Origin of the sequence: Egicoccus sp. AB-alg6-2 (assembly GCF_041821025.1) — a bacterium.
Taxonomy (GTDB): domain Bacteria; phylum Actinomycetota; class Nitriliruptoria; order Nitriliruptorales; family Nitriliruptoraceae; genus Egicoccus.
On sequence record NZ_JBGUAY010000004.1, the window covers coordinates 188852 to 203493 of the forward strand.

Here is a 14642-nt window from a genome sequence, read left to right on the forward strand (position 1 = left end):
GACGGCAGCGGATCCCGGAGGGCGGCGTTCGGACGTGGGCTGTGCACGTTGAACTGGACACGCCCGCCGTACGCCGGCACGTCGCCGGCGCTCCGGCGTCAGCCGGAGCGATCCGCACAGCGACGTATGAGCGGTTCCAGCCGCTCGGTGATGTGGCGCTTCTCCACGAACCCGCTCGCGCCCAGCAGCATGCCTTCGGCCGCCTCGTCGGCGTCCAGGGCCGTCAGCACGATGACGGACGTGTCCGGATGTGCCGAACGGATCAGCGGCAGGGCGTGGAAACCGTCCATGCCCGGCATCATGAGGTCGAGCAGGACGACGTCGGGCCGGAGCACCTCGGTCTGTTCGACACCGGCCTGGCCGTCGGCCGCCTCGCCGACGAACTCGAAGTCGTCGGCCTGGCGCAGCACGAGACGCACGAGGTGCCGGAACTGTGGATCGTCGTCGACGATCAGGATCCGGGTGGCACTCACGCCGGCCCCTTCCGGCTGCGGCCACGGACCGCGGCGGCGATCACGGCCGCGAGATCGCCCAAGGGGGCGACGTGGTCGCCGAGCCCCGCCTCGACCACGGATCGAGGCATGACCGGTTGTTCGGCCGACTTCGGATCCTGCACGATGACCGTTCCTCCGCGACGGTGTACCGCTCGTGCCCCGGCGGTGCCGTCGTCGCTCGCGCCGGTGAGGATCACCGCGACCACTCGGTCCGCGAACGCGTCGGCCGCAGACTCCAGCAGCACGTCGATCGACGGCCGGCTGTAGCGGACCGGTTCCTCGGTCGAGAGCGACAGCCAGCCCGGTTCGACGAGCAGGTGGTAGTCGGGCGGAGCGACGTAGACCCTACCCGGCCGCAACGACGTCTTGTCCTCGGCCTCCTCGACCGGGTAGCCGCTGCCCCGCGTCAGGACGTCGACGAGCGGGCTCCTGACCGGTTGCCGGTGCAGCACCGCGACCATCGCGGCGTCGTCGGGCAGATCGAGTCGGCGCAGGATCGTCTGCAACGCCGTGATGCCTCCCCACGACCCACCCAGGGCGACCAGACGCCGAACCTCGCTCACGCCCCCATCTTCCGGTACAGCCTGGTTTCGGTGTCGAGGGCGTCATAGCGCTCCTCGAGCACGGATCCGACGAGCGACTCCCGCGCCCCGAGTGCCAGCAGCCCCAGATCGACCAGGCTCGCGTCGAAGAGGCGGTGGACGCGCTCCTGCAGGGTGCGGTCGAAGTAGATCAGCACGTTGCGGCACAGGATCAGGTGGAACTCGTTGAACGTGCCGTCCGTGGCGAGATTGTGGCGTGCGAACACGACCCCGTCGCGCAGGGAGGGGTCCATCCGTGCCCAACGCCCGTCGACGGTGTAGTAACGCGAGAGCCCGTCGCGCCCTCCGGCCTCGAGGTAGTTCGAGGAGTAGGCGCGCATCTTGTCCAGCGCGACCCGGCCGTCACGGGCATGGTCGAGGATGGGGTCGCTGACGTCGGTGGCGTAGATGCGGACGCGATCGCCCATCCCCTCTTCGCGGAGCACGATCGCCAGGGAGTAGACCTCCTCGCCCGAGGCGCAGCCCGCAACCCAGATCCGAACGAACGGGTAGGTCGCCAGCAAGGGCACCACCTGTCGGCGCAGCGCCAGGAAGAACGGCGGATCGCGGAACATGCTGGTGACGGTGACCGACAGGTCCACCCGGAGCCGCTCCATCGCCTGCGGGTCGTGCAACACGCACTCGAGCAGCCCGCTCAGGCTGCTCCGCCCCTCGGCGGTGACGCGCCGCCACAGGCGGCGGCGCAACGACGCCCGGGCATAGTTGCGGAAGTCGTAGCCGTACACGCGGGTGACCGCTTCGAGCAGCACGTCGAGTTCGACGTCCTCGACGTCCTCGGGCGCCATGCCCGAAGGACGTGCGGCGAGGTCGTCGGCGTCGGTCATCGGTAGAGCCACACACGCAGCAGCGAGAGCAGCTGGTCCATGTCCACCGGCTTGGTGATGAAGTCCGACGCGCCCGCGGCCAGGCTCTCGGCCCGGTCCTCGCGCATCGCCTTCGCGGTCAGGGTGATGATCGGCGTCTCGGCGTATCCGGGATGCTGGCGCAACTGCCGGGTCGCCTCGTGGCCGTCCATCTCCGGCATCATGATGTCCATGAGCACGAGGTCGTAGGCGACCCCGGCGCGTGCGACCCGGTCGAGCGCCGCCCGTCCGTGCTCGGCTGCCTCGACGATCATCCCCTGGGCCTCGAGCGCACGGGTGAGCGCGTACACGTTGCGTTCGTCGTCGTCGACCACCAGGACGCGCTTGTCGCGCAGGGCCTCGTCTGCGGCGTACAGCTCCTCGAGTTGCTGCTGCTGTTCCTCGGGCAACGCCGAGGGCGCACGGTGCAGGTGCAGCAGGGCCTCGTCCAGCAGGCGGGCCGTCGAGCCGACCGTCTTCACGACGATCGTCTCCGCATACCGGCGCAGGTGGGCCTCCTCGTCCCGCCCCAGCTCCTTGCCGGTGTGGATGATCACCGGCAGCGTGCGCAACTCGTCGTGGTCGCGGATCTCCTCGAGCAGGTCGAACCCGTTCTCGCCCGCGAGGTGGAGGTCCAGGACGAGCAGGTCGACGTCGCCCTCGGCGAGCTCGCGGCGGGCACCGTCGAGGCCACCGGCGTCGACGACCTCGATGCCTTCGCCACGGCCGATCAACTCGCTGACCGCGCGGCGCGCGGCGTCGTCGTCCTCGACGACGAGCACCTTGCGGTCGGTGTTCAGCCCGAGCGACATGACCCGCCCGATGGCCAGGTCGAGGGCCTCGTCGCTGGGTTCGGGTCCGGTGGTGAAGGCGGCACCGGTGCGCAACGCCATGCGCTCGACCTCGTCGCCGCCGACGACGCAGACCGGGACGTGCCGCGTCTCGCGACGCCGCTTGAGATAGGTCAGCGTCGTCAACGACTCCGCCGGGGTGCCGGCGTCCAGCAGGATGCCGCTGGGCCGGAAGCCGGTCGCGAGCGCGAATCCCGCCGACCGATCCAGGGCCACGACGACGCGGTGACCCTTCGCGTGTGCGAGCCGGACGACGCGCTCGGCCTGCTCCTCGTCCGCGACCATCGCGAGCAGGCACGGATCACCGGCCCGCAGGTGCTCACGATCGTCGAGGTGACTCGGCGTTTCGGTGGCCACGACGCCGTCCTCGCTGGGCGCAGCCGCCGCCGCATCGGTCGGGATCAGCGTGAGTCGCTGCGCGGACGGTTCGTGCGCGGCGGGGGTGGCTCGCTGATCCGCCGTGTAGGTGATGGGCAGGTACAGCGAGAACGTGGAGCCCTCGCCCGGGGTGCTGTCGAGCGTGATGACGCCACCGAGCAGGGCGGCCAGCTCACGGCTGATGGACAAGCCGAGGCCCGTACCGCCATGACGACGGCTCTTGGAACCGTCGCCCTGCTGGAACGCCTCGAACACCACCAACCGCTGCTCGTCACTGATGCCGATCCCGGTGTCGATCACCCGGAAGGCGACGTAGTCGCCGCCGCCCAGGCCGGTCGGAACCGGATCGGTGTCGAGATCACTGGTCACCTCGACACGGACGCCGCCGGTGTCGGTGAACTTGATGGCGTTCGAGAGCAGGTTCTTGAGGATCTGCTGCAGCCGCCGGACGTCGGTGTAGATCGACTCGGGCGCCGCCGCGAGATCGACCTCGAGGGAGAGCCCCTTGTCGGCCGCGACCTGGGCCAGGCCCTGACGAACCGGTTCGATCGCATCGGTCAGCGTGACCAGCTCGGCCTCGACGTCCATGCGCCCGGCCTCGATCTTCGACAGGTCGAGGATGTCGTTGATCAACTCGAGCAGGTCGTTGCCCGAGCGGTGGATGGTCTCGGCGAATTCACGCTGCTCGCCGTTGAGGCCGTCGCCGTCGTCGGCGAGGAGGCGTGACAGGATCAGCATGCTGTTGAGCGGCGTACGCAGCTCGTGCGACATGTTGGCCAGGAACTCGGACTTGTATCGCGAGGACCGCGCGAGCTGCTCGGCCCGGTCCTCGACCTCGGCCCTGGCGCGTTCGATCTCGGCGTTGGTCAGCTCGATGGCGCGCTTCTGGGCCTCGAGCAGCTCCGCCTTCTCCTCGAGCTCCTCGTTTGTCTGCTGCAGCTCCTCCTGCTGCGCCTGCAGCTCCTCGGACTGTGCCTGCAGTTCCTGGGTGAGGCCCTGCGACTGCTCGAGCAGCTCCTCGGTCCGCATCGTGGCCTGGATCGTGTTCAACACGATGCCGAGCGTCTCGGCGAGCTGGTCGAGCAGCTGCCTCGCGACGTCGTCGAAGGCGCGCAACGACGCGAACTCGAGGACGCCGAGCAGTTCCCCCTCGAACAGGATCGGGAGGACGAGCACGTTGACCGGGCGCGCCTCGCCCAGGCCGGACTGCACCACGTACTCCTCGGGCGCGTCGGTCACCAGGATCGGGATGCGCTCGACGGCCGCCTGGCCGACCAGCCCCTCCCCGAGACGGAACCGGTTGGAGACGGAGCGGCGCTGCGAATAGGCGTAGCTCGCCACGAGACGCAGCTCGGTCTCGGCCTCGGGCGCCCCGTCCTCGAGCTGGGGGCAGAAGAAGGCGCCGCTGTGCGCGTCGATCAACGGCGTCACGTGCGACATCACCTGGCTGGCGACGGCACCGACGTCACGCTGGCCCTGCAACATCGTGGAGATGCGGGCCACGTTGGTCTTCAACCAGTCCTGGGCGGTGTTCTGCTCCGTGGTCCGGGACAGGTTCACGATCATCTGGTTGATCGTGTCCTTGAGTTCGGCCACCTCACCGCTGGCGTCGACCTCGATCCGTTGACTGAGGTCACCGCGGGTCACCGCGGTGGACACCCCGGCGATCGCGCGGACCTGGGTGGTGAGGTTGGCGGCGAGCTGGTTGACGTTGTCGGTCAGGTCCTCCCACGTCCCCGAGACCCCGGCGACGTTGGCCTGACCGCCGAGCTTGCCCTCGGTCCCCACCTCGCGGGCGACCCGCGTGACCTCGGCGGCGAAGCTCGACAGCTGCCCCACCATCCGGTTGAGCGTGGTCTTGAGCTCCAGGATCTCGCCCTGGGCGTCGACGGTGATCTCCTGCGACAGGTCACCGTTGGCGACCGCGGTCGCGACCGTGGCGATGCTGCGGACCTGGTCGGTCAGGTTGCGCGCCATCGAGTTGACGCTGTCGGTCAGGTCCTCCCAGGTGCCCGACGCCCCCGCCACCGTGGCCTGGCCACCGAGCTTGCCCTCGGTCCCCACCTCGCGGGCCACCCGCGTGACCTCGGCCGCGAAGCTCGACAGCTGCCCCACCATCCGGTTGAGCGTGGTCTTGAGCTCCAGGATCTCGCCCTGGGCGTCGACCGTGATCTCGCGACTGAGGTCTCCCTGCGCGACGGCGGTCGTCACGGCCGCGATGTCGCGGACCTGGTCCGTCAGGTTGCGCGCCATCGAGTTGACGTTGTCGGTCAGGTCCTTCCACGTCCCCGACACGCCCGCGACGTTGGCCTGACCGCCGAGCTTGCCCTCGGTCCCCACCTCGCGGGCGACCCGCGTGACCTCGTCGGCGAAGCTGGACAGCTGCCGGACCATCCGGTTGATCGTGTCCTTGAGCTCCAGGATCTCGCCCTGGGCGTCGACCGTGATCTCGTGGCTGAGGTCGCCCTGGGCCACCGCCGTGGTCACCTCGGCGATGTTGCGGACCTGGTCGGTGAGGTTTCGCGCCATCGAGTTGACGTTGTCGGTCAGGTCCTTCCACGTCCCCGACACGCCCTTGACCCGCGCCTGCCCCCCGAGCTTGCCCTCGGAGCCGACCTCGCGGGCGACCCGGGTGACCTCGTCGGCGAAGCTGGACAGCTGGTCGACCATGCGGTTGAGCGTGGTCTTGAGTTCGAGGATCTCGCCCTGGGCGTCGACCGTGATGCGCTGGGAGAGGTCACCGTGCGCGACCGCGGTCGCGACCGTGGCGATGTTGCGGACCTGGTCGGTGAGGTTGCGCGCCATCGAGTTGACGTTGTCGGTCAGGTCCTTCCACGTCCCCGACACGCCCTTGACCCGGGCCTGACCGCCGAGCTTCCCCTCGGAGCCGACCTCGCCGGCGACCCGGGTCACCTCGTCGGCGAACGCCGAGAGCTGATCGACCATGGTGTTGACGGTCGTCTTGAGCTCGAGGATCTCCCCCTGGGCATCGACGGTGATCTTGCGCGACAGGTCGCCCTGGGCGACGGCCGTGGTCACCTCGGCGATGTTGCGGACCTGGTCGGTGAGGTTGCGCGCCATCGAGTTGACGTTGTCGGTCAGGTCGCGCCAGGTTCCCGCCGCGCCCTTGACCCGGGCCTGACCTCCGAGCTTGCCCTCGGTCCCGACCTCGCGGGCGACCCGGGTGACCTCGTCGGCGAATGCCGACAGCTGGTCGACGACCTTGTTGACGCTGCGGCCGATGCTGAGGAACTCGCCGCTCATCTTGTGGTCGTTGACGTCGAGGGAGAAGCGCTGTCCGAGGTCGCCCTCCGCGATGGCCGTGAGGACGCGCGAGATCTCCGAGATCGGTTGCACCAGGTGGTCGATGAGCTCGTTGAGCGCCTCGATCTGCTCGTCCCAGCCACCTCCGACGCGGCCCACCGAGGCGCGTTCGTTGATGCGTCCGTCGCGACCGACGCGCTGACTCACGCGGCGCAGCTCGTCCGTGACGGCCACCCGCCGCTTCATCAACTCGTTGAAGGTGGCCGACAGCTCACCCGCCACGCCGTCGCGACGGAAACGCAGCCGTTGGGTGAAGTCCCCCTCCACCGCGGCCTCGAGGGCCTCGAGCAGTTGCTCCTGCTCGGCCAGTGTCAGGCCGCCGTCGGCCGCCCCGGAGGATCCGGCCCGCCCGCTGACCGCTTGCTTGCTCGTCAAGTCCGCTCCTGACGTCGGGCGACGTGCCGCCACGGCGCCGCCATCGGCCCGCGACGTTAGCCGCGCCTGCGACCCGGTCGGTCCGTCGGTCGTCACGCCCCGGGCGGTCGGCCGCTGCGCGCCGCGGCTGGGCGGCATAGCGTGCAGGGCGAGCGGGATCGGGGAGGACATGGTCGGATCGGCGCAGCACGGCCGTCGACGCGCTTCGGGCGCGTTGGCGCTCACCGCCTCGGTGCTCCTCGGTTGTGGCATCGCGGTCGACGACGCGGTCGGGCCCACGGCGGATGCCGGTACGGACGCAGAACCGGCGGAGGACGACTCGTCGCCGGCGACGACCGTCGACCCGGAGGACGTGGAGGACGTGGAGGAAACGTCCACGGACGTCGCCGTCACCGTCTCGGCAACCGTCGAGGACGGTGCGGTGACCGCCGAGGGCACGGCGACGGTGCCGGACGGCGCGTTGCTCGCCTTCGAGCTCCGACATGACGAGACCTTCGAGGTGATCGACGGCTACACCGAGGTGCAGGACGGCACCTACACCTTCAGCCAGGACCTGGGCGACTGGCCCGCCGGCGACGTGGAGGTGTGGGTCGCGTTCCAGACCGAGCTGGTCGGTGCCGAACAGCCGGCCGAGGTGCGCGAACGCTACGGCGAGAACGGCGAAGGCATGACGGGCGATCAGGTGACGACCGACGGGTACGTGACCCGCGTCGACGCCACCGACACCGTGCACCTCGACTGACGCGGATCGGCAGCAGCCGGACCGCGGCGAACGTGGCGTGTGTCGTGAGGGCTCAGGCGGGCGCGCGGAGCCGCTCGGGTGGGTCCCAGCCGGCGACCAGTTCGGTCTGCCGACGTGCCACCGCCGACGGGGTCGCCGCCAGTACGGCGTCCCGTACGGAGCACACGACCGGATGCTGGCGGCTCGCGAGCCAACTCGTCGCGCCGACGATCCGTCCGACGGTGCGGACCCGTCGGACGCGAATGCGTTCGTAGACCCGCAACGCGGTCCGCGGTTCCACGAAGGTGCGGAGCGCGAGCGCCAGCGTCTCGGCGTCCTCGATCGCCTGGCAGGCGCCCTGGCCGAGATCGGGCCCCATCGGATGCGCCGCGTCGCCGAGCAGCGCGACCCGCCCGTCGACCCATCGGCGCCCGACGGGACGGTCGTAGATGTCGTTGCGGAGGATGCTGGCCGGGTCGGTTCGCTCGAGCACCCGCGGAATCGGATGGTGCCAGTCGGCGAACCGTGTCCGCAGTCGGTCGAGCACGTCCGGCCCGTCGCGTTCTCCCTCGGGCCGCACGGCGCCGGCGAACCACATGATCCGGCCGTCGTGGAGCGGGAAGACGCCGAACCGCGCTCCCCGACCGACCGTCTCGAAGACGTCGTCCAGCGGTTCGTCCGCCGGCCACGGGGCAAGACCACGCCAGGCGGTGTCCCCCCGGTACCGGGGCGGGCCGTCGGCGAGGAGCTTGCTCCGTACCGTCGAGCGCAGCCCGTCGGCGCCGACGAGGACCGAGCCCTCGACGTCGCTGCCGTCGAGGAAGCGGGCGCGGACGTGTTCGTCCTCCTGCTCGAAGCCCACCAGTTCGCGCCCCAGGTGGATGCGGTCGGTTCCGAACCGCTCGGCGAGGCGTCGCTGCACCTCGGCCCGCATGACGCCCGTCGTCGGCGCGCCGTAGCGCACGTGCAGCGACTCCGCTGGCAGCGTGAGCAGGACCTTGCCCGACGGCGTCCGGGCGCTGCCCGTGGTGCCCGGCACGGCCAGGCTCCGCACGGCGTCGCCGACGCCGAGGCGGTCGAGTGCCCGGACCGCGTTCGGCCACAGGCCGATCCCCGCCCCGACCTCGGCCAACGCCGGGGCCCGCTCGTAGACCTCGACGGGCAGCCCGAGCCGATCCAGTGCGATGGCCGTCGTGAGGCCGCCGATGCCCGCGCCGACGACCACCACCGGCGCCTGGAGGCTCGCCATGGTCCCCTCCTCGCACCCGACCCCCGTCGTGTGCCAGGAGCCACGGTACGCCGATCGAATCCGCCCGTCACGGTCCCGCGCCGGGTACAACTGCCGAGGGCCCCGGGTGAGCCACCACGGGGCGTGCGGGGGCAGCGTGGGCACGACATCGGCTCGTGGGGAACGATCCGACCTCGAGGTGGCCGTCACCGCCGCGTTCGGTGGCTCGCTGTTGGCCGACGACCTGCGCGGGAGCCCCGCGGCCGCCGCGGCCGCCCTGGACGAGTGTGCGCCCGACCCGTTGCTGCGTGGCATCGTCGACGCCCTCGCCGGCGAAGCGGCGTCCGCCGTGGTGCACCTGCGCGAGGCAGGACGCGGCGGCGACGAGAGGACGCGTGGCCGCGCAGCAGCCTGGGCGGCGTGGGCCGCCACGCGGCGGTCGAACACCTTCCCGGGCGACACCGTGGCGGACGGACTCGAAGTGTTCGCGCGCTGGCCCGAACTTGCTTCGCACCCGGCGGTGCCGGACCAGGAGCCGGGTTTCGTCGAATTGGAACAGCTGGTGCTGACGCGGATGGCTCCGCGCTTGCGCTTCGTGCGCTCCCAGTTGCGTGCACCGATGCTCCAGGTGGACGCGGCCGAGGTCGGCCAGGGCGCCCTCGACGAACTCGCCGACCTCCACCAGCGGGCCGTCGATGCCGACGAGCTGTCACTCGCCGCTGCCGTCCTGCGATGGCGTGCCGAACTCCTCCATCTCGTCGGCGACCGGGCAGCAGCCGAGCGCCTGCTGGACGACGTGGCTCGCGAGGCGATCGGCCGCGACGACCACGCTGCGGCGGCGGCGTGTGATCTGCTGAGGGGTGACCTGGTCCTGGCACCGTTCTCGCATCCGCTGGCGGCCGACCTGGCCCTGACGGAGGCCGCCGGCGACACCAGCGAGCTGCCGTGGGCGGTCGAGTACGCCGAGGCCGACCCCGCCGCCGTCGACGTCCCGGTAGCGACGGCGGCGTACGAGGCGGCCGCCTCCTCCTACGCACGGGCGGTCGCACCGCGTGGACTGGTGGCCGTCGCGCTCCGGCAAGCGTTGCTCGCACGCCTGACGGGCGACGACACGGCGGCCGTGCAACTCGCCGAGCGTGCGGCGAACGAGGCTGCCGCAGCCGGTGACGCGTGGCTCCTCCGCACGGCACAGGTCCACACGCTGCTCGCCCGGACCGGAGCGGGACGATCCACGGCTTCGCTGTCGCTGCCCGAGGAGGTGGCCGCGTGGGGCATCTCGACCGGCAGCTACAGCCAGGCGTTCGGGCTCGGGCTGCTGCTCGCGCGGGCCGGGAGGCAGTTCCTCGTGCGCGCCGGAGATCCGGACCGCGCCTCGACCTGCCACGCGCTCGCCGGCCGGATCTTCGCCGGACTCGACGCCAGGCTGCAGCGCAGCCAGAGCCTGGCCGACCGGGGCGTGGTGGCGGCCGCCGTCGGGGACGCCCACTCGGCGGCGCACGAGTTCGATCGCGCGCTGCAGGAGCTCCACCCCCGGCTCGTCGACCCCACGTTCGGTCGCGACGCGTGGCGCCGCGCGATCTCGCTCGGCCAACGGCTGCATCAACTCGCCCTCGGCGGCGGCGAACCAGCCGCTCTCCGTCGGTCCGCGATGCGGCTGCAGGACCTGCTCAGCGCGGAGCCGTCGGAGCCAGCGGGCGATCCTGCCGATCTGCTCGACGGGCAACTCCGGACGATGGCGGAGACGGCGATCGTCGGCGCAGAGCTGCACGCGGCGCTCGCCGAGGGCGACCGCGCCCGCGACGACGGCGCCAGTGACGTCGCGGCGGAGCGGTACGGGGTGGCGCTCGCGGCGGCGGACGCCGCCGGCGACGACCTCGGCCGGGCCGTCACCCTCGCCCGACTGCAACGGCCACACGAGGCCCTGGCCGCCTACCACGCGCACGAGACCGCGGTCGAAGCGCAGCAGCAGTCACTGCAGGAGCAACTGCGCGCCGCGCTCGGTGCAGACGCTCCGGCCCTGCCCGACCCGCGGGGAGGACGGCTGCGGCGCGAAGCGGCGTTCCTGACCCGGGTCGAGCTCTTCGACGCGGCCGCCGAGGCTTTCGACGCGCTCGATGCCCACGAGCCGGGCTGGTGGCACGCGGAGACGCGGCCCTGGGAGCTGCTCAGTGACCAGGGGCACGTGGCCGAACAACGAGGCGAGCACGCCCGGGCGGCCGAGCGTCACGCCGTCGCCATCGAGGCATTGGGACACCGCGCCGCCAACCTCGCGCGCGACGAAGCCAGGACGGCCCTGCACGCCGGCACTGCCCGCGTCTTCGGGCGGGCGGCGCGAACCGAGCTCCGACTGGCCGAAACGTCCGCCCCGGTCGCAACCCCTTCCGGCCCTCGTGCGGAGCGTTCGTTCGTGCTGGCCGAGACGGGCAGGGCACGCGCCCTCGCCGAGCTGCTCGCTGCCACCAGTCCCCTGGTGCGGACGCGCGCCGACGACGGTGACGCCGACGATCTGGTCGCGGCGTGGATGGCCGCAAGCGCACGCGTCTCGCTCTGGCAGCAGCTCCTCCTCACGCAGGTTCAGGAACACCGGAACGAGGGCGCCGTCGGCCAACTCGACGACCGGCTACGGGAGGCGGAACGGGAGCTGCTCGCCGCCACGGACGCACTGCAGGAGCGGGCCCCTTCGGTCGCGCACGCCATGACGCCGCCCGCCGAGGTGACGCTCGAGCAGGTGTGCGCCACCTTGACGCCGGGAGCCGTCCTGGTGAGCCACCTCCTCGTGGACGACGACCTGCTGACCTTCGCGGCGACACCGGAGGGACTCGCGATCGCGCACCGACAGCGGGTCGACGCCCGCGACCTCACACGAACGCTGCTGGCCTTCTCGAAGGGCTGCGCGACCGGCGGGCACTGGGTCGAAGCCGGGCGATCGGCGGCACGACTGCTCCTCGATCCCGTTGCCGACGTGCTCGACGACGCCGACCGCCTCACGTTCGTGCCGACGGGCGTTGGCCACGCGGCACCGCTCCACGCCCTCCCCTGGCGCGACGACGTCCTCCTCGAGCGGGCACCGGTGGCCGTGGTGCCGAGCGCGACCACCCTGTCACATCTGCGCGCACCGGTGGTGGCGCGCGGCGGCGGGAGCCTCGTGGTCGGCGACCCCGAGGACATGGTGCTGCGGTCGCTGACCGGCGGTGCGCCCGTGCCCCAACCGCCGCTCCCGTACGCCCGGGCCGAGGCGGTCGCCGTCGCCCGGTGGCTCGACGACCCGGTGCTGCTCACCGGGCCGGAGGCCACCACCGCCGCCGTTCGGGCGGAGCTGAGCCGAGCCGGCCTGGTGCATCTGGCGACGCACGCCCACGTCGACGTCGCGGTGCCTGCCGCGAGCGCGCTGTTGCTCGCACGCGGCGACGCGCTGCGACTGGTCGACCTGATCGGGGCCCGCATGTCGGCCCAACTCGTGGTGCTGTCGGCATGCGAGAGCGGCCGCGGGCAGCTGGCGGGAGGGGACGAGGTGCTCGGCATGACCCGGGCACTGCTGGCAGCCGGCGTCTCGTCGGCGGTCGTCAGCCTGTGGCCCGTCGACGACGTGTCGACGGGCCTGCTCATGTCCCGGTTCGCCGCCACCGTGGCCGCGGGCAGCGATCCGGTCACGGCCCTCCGCGAAGGACAGCGCTGGTACCGCTCGCTGGACGCCGCCGGCCATCGCGACGCCGTCCAGGAACTCGCCGCGGGGCTCCCCGACGCGTCGATGCCGCGCGGGCTCGCCAGCGGTGGGCCGCCGGCCATCCCACGGACCCACCCCTACCACTGGGCCCCGTTCATCTACGTCGGTGCACACCCGGCAGGCCCAGCCGCGCCCGTATGAGCACGAGCCGCTCTCAGTCCCTTCGGGTGACGAGCACGGCGTCGGTGGTGACCCACAGGCTCGGCACGCCGTTTCCCCGGCGTGGCGGCGTCGCGGTCTCGGCAAGGGCCTCACGGCCGGTCGGGGGCGGCGGGAGCGGGCCGGCGGCCGACCACTCCGCTGGCGGCGGAGCGAGCGCAAGGGCATCGAACGAGGTCGCGTGGGTGGTCGCCACGACCCGCAGGTGATCGATGGCTTCGTCGGCGTGGTCCGGCAGGAATGCGGTCAACGACCGCTCGGGTGCGCCGCCGACGGTGACGGTTGCGCCGGGTGCCATTCGGTCCTGTGCGCCCCGGACGGACGGGTGGAGCACGGTGACGGCCCAATCGGAGGTGAACGCGATCAGCGCGGCGTACAGCGGCACCCGTGCGTCGTTGGCGAGCTCGACGACGAGCGGTGTACCCGCCACGACCTCGTGCGCGCCGTCCGGGCGCCGGGAGACCTCGGTGAGCTGTCGCTCGCCGAAGGTGTCCGCCACGAGCGCCTTCACCCGGAGGTGGACGGGCGGCGGCATTCCACGCTGGAGCGTCGGCCGCTCCGAACGCAACAGCCACGCGAATCGCGCCACGTGCGCGACCGCGGCGACGAACGCCAGTGGGTCGTCGGCGGCGACGAGCCGCCGCCCCGAAGCGTCCGCGAGGAGGAGCCGGCCATCCTCGACGGTGACGACCATGTCGGCGTCGTCGAGGGCGTCCGCGTGGGTGACCACGCCGGCCAGGGGTCCCGATCTCATCGCGGCGACGAACGACGCCGTCGCGGGCTGGTCGGCGGCAGTGACGTGAAGCCGCCACCGGTGAGCCCCGAGATCGAGGCGGTCGAGGTGTGCACCGGTGCCCCGCTCCGGCAGTGCCACCCGGCCGAGCACCGGACCGGCGGACCGAACCGGCTCGACGTGCTCGAGCGCGACGATCGCGGATCTGCCGTCTGCTCGCTCCAGCGCCATCGTGCTGCCCGGCGTCAGACCGTGCACCCGGCCTGCGTCGAGCCAGACCCGCTCTCGACGAATGCCGATGACGGCCGCCTGGACGCTCCAGGGGCGGCGGCGATGGTCGAAGACCAGGCGGTCGACGTCGCCCTCGCACTGTGGCGTCTGGTTCCTCCGTGCGTCGTTGACCGCGAAGCGAACGCGCTCGTGGAGCTGCCGGTAGGTCAACCGGGGCCCCGCACCCATCGCGGCCAGTTGCGGGACGAGGAAGTACGTGAAGGCGCCGCGGACGGTGCCGTCGTCACCGACGTGTTCGAAGGCTTCCTGCTCGGCGGTGCAGGCGGCGAGCAGCACGTGCCTGACCGGTCCACCGGTCGTCACGCCGCGCGTCCGTGAACGCGTGGTCGGCGACCGTTGCCGATCGAGCAGATCGGTCTGCGGGCGCGGGTCGGGAGGGACGGCCCGCACACGCTGACTTCGGCGGCCGCGCGTCCCCGAACCGCTGTGGCAGCAGTCGAGGACCACGGTCGTGTTCTCGCCCGGCAGGTCCTCGAGCCACGCCGCCAGTTCGAGATCGCGGATGTCGTAGACGTCGGGATGGCGCGCGTCGTGGGGCACGATGGTCTCGTGGTAGCCGTCGGGCTCCCGGCCGGTGACGTCGCGTGCCCTGGACCCGTGGCCGCTGAAGTAGAACAGGAAGGCCGGGGGCTCGGTCCCCCCGCCGACACGCTGCCACGCCTCCCCACGTGCGCGCAGATGGGTCGCGAACGCCTCGACGATCGCCGACCTGGTCGCCTCCTCGTCGACCAGTTCGACGACGTGGTCGCCGGGCACGTCGAACGTGTCGACGAGTACCTGGCGCATCGCCCGGACGTCGTTGGCGCAGCCCGCGAGGCCGGGGACGTCAGGATGCGAGTATCGATCGACACCGACCAGGAGCGCGAAGAGCGGTGCGTTCATCGTCCGCCCTCGCGGTTCGTGCTGGTCGTCGTCGGCCG

At 71.9% G+C, this 14642-nt stretch carries 8 protein-coding genes; 2 read left to right on the top strand and 6 right to left on the bottom strand.

What is annotated here, in order from left to right:
• Positions 1–98: 98 nt before the first annotated feature.
• Genes ACERMF_RS08185 through ACERMF_RS08200 form a run of 4 tightly spaced genes read right to left on the bottom strand, consistent with a single transcriptional unit; the run spans position 99 to position 6866 of the window.
• The gene (locus tag ACERMF_RS08185; protein WP_373668568.1) at positions 99–473 is read right to left on the bottom strand and encodes a response regulator transcription factor; all 375 of its coding nucleotides are present in this window, start codon (positions 471–473) and stop codon (positions 99–101) included.
• Positions 470–1057 (bottom strand): chemotaxis protein CheB, encoded by a 588-nt coding sequence (locus tag ACERMF_RS08190; protein ID WP_373668569.1) that lies wholly within the window; start codon positions 1055–1057, stop codon positions 470–472. The genes ACERMF_RS08185 and ACERMF_RS08190 overlap by 4 nt, the downstream gene beginning before the upstream one ends.
• The gene (locus ACERMF_RS08195) at positions 1054–1920 is read right to left on the bottom strand and encodes a protein-glutamate O-methyltransferase CheR (protein ID WP_373668570.1); all 867 of its coding nucleotides are present in this window, start codon (positions 1918–1920) and stop codon (positions 1054–1056) included. Before ACERMF_RS08195 ends, ACERMF_RS08190 begins: the two co-directional genes overlap by 4 nt.
• Entirely contained in the window at positions 1917–6866 is a 4950-nt protein-coding gene (locus ACERMF_RS08200; protein WP_373668571.1) for a HAMP domain-containing protein, read from the bottom strand. The genes ACERMF_RS08195 and ACERMF_RS08200 overlap by 4 nt, the downstream gene beginning before the upstream one ends.
• Positions 6867–7035: 169 nt before the next feature.
• Between ACERMF_RS08200 and ACERMF_RS08205 the strand changes: the two genes are divergently transcribed.
• Complete coding sequence (locus ACERMF_RS08205) at positions 7036–7608, top strand: hypothetical protein (protein WP_373668572.1); 573 nt, start codon at positions 7036–7038, stop codon at positions 7606–7608.
• 52 nt (positions 7609–7660) lie between these two features.
• Here the strand turns inward: ACERMF_RS08205 and ACERMF_RS08210 are convergent, their stop codons facing one another.
• Positions 7661–8836 (bottom strand): FAD-dependent monooxygenase, encoded by a 1176-nt coding sequence (locus ACERMF_RS08210; RefSeq protein ID WP_373668573.1) that lies wholly within the window; start codon positions 8834–8836, stop codon positions 7661–7663.
• Positions 8837–9014: 178 nt separating this feature from the next.
• On the opposite strand from ACERMF_RS08210, the gene ACERMF_RS08215 reads away from it, so the two are divergent.
• Positions 9015–12680 carry a CHAT domain-containing protein gene (locus ACERMF_RS08215; RefSeq protein ID WP_373668574.1) on the top strand — a complete coding sequence of 1222 codons (3666 nt, stop codon included), beginning with the start codon at positions 9015–9017 and terminating at the stop codon, positions 12678–12680.
• A 13-nt stretch (positions 12681–12693) separates the two neighbouring features.
• Here ACERMF_RS08215 and ACERMF_RS08220 read toward each other — a convergent pair whose 3' ends face one another.
• Positions 12694–14604, bottom strand: a complete 1911-nt coding sequence (locus ACERMF_RS08220) for a caspase domain-containing protein (protein ID WP_373668575.1) — start codon at positions 14602–14604, stop codon at positions 12694–12696.
• Positions 14605–14642 lie beyond the last annotated feature (38 nt).

Excerpts from the sequence above, each read along its gene's own strand:
- ACERMF_RS08195 (WP_373668570.1), bottom strand. The coding sequence starts at position 1,920 with ATGACCGACGCCGACGACCTCGCCGCACGTCCTTCGGGCATGGCGCCC.
- ACERMF_RS08205 (WP_373668572.1), top strand. The coding sequence starts at position 7,036 with ATGGTCGGATCGGCGCAGCACGGCCGTCGACGCGCTTCGGGCGCGTTG.
- ACERMF_RS08210 (WP_373668573.1), bottom strand. The coding sequence starts at position 8,836 with ATGGCGAGCCTCCAGGCGCCGGTGGTGGTCGTCGGCGCGGGCATCGGC.
- ACERMF_RS08220 (WP_373668575.1), bottom strand. The coding sequence starts at position 14,604 with ATGAACGCACCGCTCTTCGCGCTCCTGGTCGGTGTCGATCGATACTCG.